1 protein-coding gene is annotated in these 6,124 nt (G+C 75.9%); it reads right to left on the bottom strand.

The genetic code is table 11. The features are described from left to right. The coding region (locus ACWDR0_RS34230; RefSeq protein WP_456355735.1) for an SDR family NAD(P)-dependent oxidoreductase at nucleotides 1–5,803 on the bottom strand (5,803 nt) is incomplete at its 3' end. Nucleotides 5,804–6,124 lie beyond the last annotated feature (321 nt).

Here is a 6,124-nt window from a genome sequence, read left to right on the forward strand (position 1 = left end):
GGTCGGTGGCCAGGGCCTCGCGGGGGCTCATGCCGAAGAACTCGGCGTCGAACCGGTGCGCGTCGTAGAGGAACCCGCCCTCGCGCACATAGGTGTGCCCGGCCCGGTCCGGATCGGGGTCGTAGAGACTCTCCGTGTCCCAGCCCCGGTCGGTGGGGAAGGCGCCGATCGCGTCGATGCCCTCCGTGACCAGCTTCCAGAGTGCTTCGGGGGAGTCTGCCCCGCCCGGATAGCGGCAGCCGATGCCGACCACCGCGATCGGCTCGTCGTCGGCCGGGGCGACCACGGGCCCGCCGCGGCCGCTACCGGGTGCGGCGGCCGTCGACGGGTTGCCGGAGAGCCTGGCGGCCAGTTCGCCCGCGATGGCCGTCACCGTGGGACGGTCGAAGACCAGGGTGGTCGGGAGCCGGAGCCCGGTCGCCTCGCCGAGCCGGTTGCGGAGTTCGAGGGCGGTCAGCGAGTCGAAGCCCAGTTCGCTGAGGGCCCGTTCGGTGTCGATGCCCTGGGCGTCGGAGTGGCCGAGTACCTCGGCCACCTGCCCCCGTACGAGATCGACCAGCGCGGTGATCCGGTCCGCCGGGTTCGCGGCCGGGGACGCCACCTCCACGGTCGCCGCGGCCGCACGGCGGCGCCGGGCCCCGGCCAGCTCGCGCAGCAGCGGCCCCCCGGTGCCGGGCGGCGCGGCGCGCAGTGCCGCGAGGTCGAGCCGTACCGGTACGGCGAGCGGTACGTCCGTGGACAGCGCCGCGTCGAACAGCGCCAGCGCGGTCTCCGTCGGCAGCGGCAGTACGCCGGACCGCCGGGCGCGCTGCCGGTCGGCCGGGGAGAGGCCGCCGGTCATCGTGCTGGCCTCGGCCCACGGGCCCCAGGCCAGCGAGACGGCCGGCAGTCCGGCGGCCCGGCGGCGGGCGGCGAGTGCGTCCAGGAAGGTGTTGGCGGCCGCGTAGTTGGCCTGGCCGGCGCCCCCCAGGACCCCCGCCAGCGACGAGAAGAGCACAAACGCCGTCAGATCGGCTTCCGCGGTGAGCTCGTGCAGATTCCAGGCGCCGTCCGCCTTGGCCCGGAGCACCGTGTCGAACCGCTCGGGGGTGAGACTCTCGAACAGGCCGTCGTCGAGCAGGCCCGCCGCGTGGATGACGGCTCCCAGGGGACGTTCCGCCGCCGTATCGCGGAGCAGTACGGCGAGCGCGTCCCGGTCGGCGGTGTCACAGGCCACGACCACCGGCTCGGCGCCCAGCGCGGTCAGTTCGGCGACCAGCTCCGCGGCTCCCTCGGCGGCGGGGCCGCCGCGGCTGGTCAGCAGCAGATGCCGGACACGGTGTTCGGTGACCAGATGGCGCGCCAGCAGGGTGCCGAGCGTGCCCGTGCCGCCGGTGACGAGGACGGTGCGCTCCGGGTCGAACACAGGGGTCGTGACCGGGGCGGGGGGCACCGTCCCGCCCAGGCGCGGCACCCGGATCGTGCCCGCGCGCAGCGCCAGCTGGGGTTCGCCGCTGCGCAGCGCGGCGCCGAGCGCGGCCCGGGACTCCGGTGTCCCGTCCTCGTCGACGAGGACGATGCGGCCGGGGTGCTCGTTCTGTACGGAACGGAGCATCCCCCACAGGGGTGCCGCCGCCGGATCCGCCCCGCCGCCGGGTGCCTCGTGGCCCGTGTGGACGGCGTCGCGGGTGAGCAGCGTCAGGGTGCCGTCCCCCCTGCGGTCGTCCGCGAGCCACGCGCCGACCAGGGCCAGTACCCGGCCCACGGCGGTCCGGACCCGCCGCGGGACCGGTTCGTCCCCGGCCACCGGCGGGACGGCCACCACCAGATCGGGCAGCGGTACACCGGGCGGCGCGGCGGCCAGCACACCGGGATCCGCGACGGCGGGCGGTGCCTCGTCCGCCGGGACCGCCGCTCCTTCGAGGGCGGGCCAGGAGACCTCGTAGAGCGGCGCGGCGGCGGATCCGGACGGGATACGGGCGACGGGCACATCATGGAGCGCGAGGGACTCGACCGCCGCCACCGGCCGCCCCTCGCCGTCGGAGAGGTCCAGGGACCAGGTGCCGTCGCCGTCCCGGCCCGGACGGAGCCGGACCCGCAGCGTCGTCGCACCCTCGGCCCACAGGGAAACCCCCGACCAGGAGAACGGCAGCCGTACGGTCGCCGCCCGCTTCCCGGCCCCGTCGGCCGCCCCCTCCGGGGGCAGTTCGTGCAGGAAGAGGGGGTGCAGCGCGGCGTCCAGCAGCGCCGGATGCAGGGCGAACCGCCCCGCGCGGTCCCGTGCCTCCTCCGGGAGCCGTACCTCGGCGTAGAGAGTGGCACCGGAGCGCACGACGGAGCGCAGCCCGCGGAAGGCGGGTCCGTAGCCGTAGCCGAGGCCCGGCAGGCGCTCGTACAGGCCCTCCACATCGACGGGGACCGCGTCCCGCGGCGGCCGCAGCCCGGCACCGGCGGCCGTGCCCGCACCTGTCTCACCGGTATCCGCCCCGGCACCGGCGGGCGGCGGGCCGCCCGGGGCCAGGACGCCGGAGGCGTGCCGCTCCCACGGCGTGTCGTGCACGTCCCCGCCGGGGTGGGCGTGGACGGTGAAGGCCCGGCGGCCCTTCCCGTCGGCGGGCTCCAGCAGCAGCTGGACGGGACGGCCCTCGTCCGGCACGGTCAGGGGCGCCTCCAGGACCAGCTCCTCGACCGAGGGGCAGCCGGTGCGTTCCCCGGTGTGCAGGGCCAGTTCGACGAGAGCGGCGCCGGGCAGCACCGGGATGCCCGCCACCGTGTGGTCGGCCAGCCAGGGCAGCGACCCCGGGGTCAGCCGGCCGGTGAACACCTGCCGCCCGCCGTCGGCCAGCGACAGTTCACCCCGCATCAGCGGATGACCGGCACTGCGCAGTCCGGCCGCGGCCAGGTCGGCGGGTTCGTCGGCCTCCAGCCAGTAGGACGTCCGCTGGAAGGGGTACGTCGGCAGCGGTACGGGAGGTTCCGCCGGGAGCGGACCGGAGCGCTCCGGGAGCAGGGCAGTCAGTTCGACGGGCACCCCGCCGGCCCGCAGCCGGGCGGCCGCGGTCACCGCGGCCGTGTCCTCCGGAAGGCGGCGGTCCAGTACGGAGGTCAGCACGGCCCGGTCACCCGCCGCCGTTTCGGCGAGCGCGGTGAGCGTGTTGTCCGGGCCGAGTTCGGCGTACACGGTGACGCCGTCCTCGCGCAGGGCCTCGACCGCGGGGTGGAACCGGACGGTCTCCCGGGCCTGGCGGGCCCAGTAGCCGGGGTCCGCCAGCTCCTCGAAGGAGGCGGGCTTCCCGGTGAGGGTGGAGACGAAGGGAACGACGGGCGGGCGGAAGCGGATACCCGCCGCGATCTCGCGCAGCTCGTCCAGGACGGGGTCCATCAGAGCGGAGTGGAAGGCCCGGGCGACCGTCAGCGCGCGGGTGCGGTGTCCCAGCTCCGCCAGCCGCCGGCCGAGCGCCGCCACGGCGGCCTCCTCGCCGGAGACCACGGTCGCCTCGGGGCCGTTCACGGCGGCCAGCCAGACCCCGCCCGCCCACGGCCCGTCGTCGAGCAGCCCGGCCACCGTCTCCTGCCCGGCGCGTACGGAGAGCATCGCCCCGCCCGCGGGCAGCCGCTCCATCAGCCTGCCGCGGGCGGCGACCAGCGCGCACGCGTCGTCCAGGTCGAGGACTCCGGCGGCATGGGCGGCCGCGATCTCCCCGACCGAATGGCCCGCCACCCGGTCCGGCCGGACGCCCCAGGAGCCGAGGAGCCGGTACAGGGCGGTCTGGAGGGCGAAGAGCGCGGGCTGGGTGTACTCGGTGCGGGTGAGAAGGGGTTCGCCGTCGTGTCCCGAGGGGTTCCCCGCCGGGTCCGGGTCCGGGCCTGTGTCGGGGTCGGTGTCCGGTGTTTCGGCGAACATGACGTCGCGGAGGGGGTGGGGGAGATGGGGGTCGAGTCGTCGGCAGACGTCGTCGAGTGCGTCGGCGAAGACCGGGAAGGCGGTGTAGAGGCCGCGGCCCATCCCGGGGCGCTGGCTGCCCTGCCCCGAGAAGAGGAACGCGATCCGCTGCTCACCCGCGGGGCCCGTGCCGCGGACCGTCCCCGCCGCCCGCTCACCGCGGGCCAAGGCCTCGAGCGCCGTGGTGAACTCCTCCCGGCTGCGGCCGACGATCACCGCGCGGTGCGCGAACGGCGTACGGGACACGGCCAGCGCACGGGCCACGGCGGCGTCGTCGGGACCGGGCGACGCCGCGAGCTCCTCGGCCAGCCGGGCCGCCTGGGCCCGGAGGGCGGGTTCGGTGCGGGCGCTGAGCAGCCAGGGGACCGGAACGTCCGGCCGGAGTCCGGACCCGGACCCGGACTGCCGGGCCTCCCCGGTCCCTTCGGACCCCACAGCCCCCTCGGACTGCCCGGATTCCCCGGCGCCTTCGGGCTCCCCGTACTCCCCGTACGCTTCGGCGGGCGGCTCCTCCACGACGAGATGGGCGTTGGTGCCGCTGATACCGAAGGACGAGACGGCGGCGCGCCGGGGCCGGCCGGTGTCCGGCCAGGGCTGTGCCGAGGTCAGCAGCCGCAGCGGGGTGTCCCAGGGGGAGTGGGGCGTCGGCGCGTCGATGTGCAGGGTCCGCGGGAGGTGCCCGTAGCGCATCGCCATGATCATTTTGATGAGGCTTGCGACGCCCGCGGCGGCCTGCGTGTGGCCGATGTTGGATTTGATGCTGCCGAGATAGAGGGGCCGGTCGTCCGGCCGCTCGGCGCCGTAGGTGTTGTGCAGGGCCCGGGCCTCGATGGGGTCGCCGAGCGTCGTCCCCGTGCCATGGGCCTCGATCACGTCGACATCGGCGGCCGTCAGGCCCGCCGAGTCCAGCGCCTGCTGGATGACCCGCTGCTGGGAGGGCCCGTTGGGCGCGGTCAGCTGGCTGCTGGCACCGTCCTGGTTGACCGCCGAGCCGCGGATCACCGCGAGGACCCGGTGTCCGTTCCGCCGGGCGTCCGACAGCTTCTCCAGCACCAGTACGCCGACACCCTCCGCCCAGCCCGTGCCGTCGGCGGCCGCCGCGAACGGTTTGCACCGGCCGTCCGGCGCCAGCCCGCGCTGTCGGCTGAACTCGACGAACGTGTTGGGGGTGGCCATCACGGTGACCCCGCCCGCGAGGGCGAGGGTGCATTCGCCGCGCCGCAGGGCCTGGGCGGCGAGATGGATGGCGACCAGTGAGGACGAGCAGGCGGTGTCGACGGTGACCGCCGGGCCCTCCAGACCGAGGGCGTACGCCACCCGCCCGGAGGCGATGCTGCCCGCGCTCCCGGCACCGATGTACCCCTCGAAACCCTGCGGGGGCCGGGTGATCCGGGAGGCGTAGTCGTTGTACATGACTCCGGCGAAGACCCCGGTACGGCTGCCGCGCAGCTCCGTCGGGTCGATTCCGGCGCGTTCGACCGCCTCCCAGGAGGTTTCCAGGAGGAGCCGCTGCTGCGGGTCGGTGGCCAGGGCCTCGCGGGGGCTCATGCCGAAGAACTCGGCGTCGAACCGGTGCGCGTCGTAGAGGAACCCGCCCTCCCGGGCGTAGGAGGTGCCGGGATGGTCCGGGTCCGGGTGGTAGAGGCCGTCGAGGTCCCAGTTGCGGTCGGTGGGGAAACCGCCGACGGCGTCCACCTCGTCGCGTACCAGCCGCCAGAGCGCCTCGGGCGAGTCCGCCCCGCCCGGATACCGGCAGCCGATCCCGACCACGGCGATCGGCTCATGACGCTCGGACTCGTACTCCCGCAGCCGGCGGCGCGCCTGGTGGAGATCGGCGGTCACCCGCCTGAGGTAGTCGCGGAGCTTGTCCTCGTTGGCCATACGGACTCAGACCTCCGGATCGGGGAAGGACCGGTACGGCCCTCGGGAGAAGGGGGGCGGCCGGGGCGGGAGGTGCGGCGGCCCGCGGCGGCGCGGCGCGCCCGGGGCCGTGCCACCACCCTCGTGGCGAGGCCCAACGCTCCTCTAAAGAACCGCTACCGCCCGGCCCGGGCAGGTTCCGGAAGGCGGCGCCGTCCGCCCGGACGGCGGGGCGTGCGGCTCCGCCGGGTCGGCGGCCGGGGCAGGGTGATCACGCGCCCGCGCGGCCGCCGCCGGGTACGGCATACGGCGGTGACCGCCGTACCCCGGTCCCGGCGCCGC

The sequence above is a fragment of the Streptomyces sp. NPDC003691 genome (assembly GCF_053981115.1).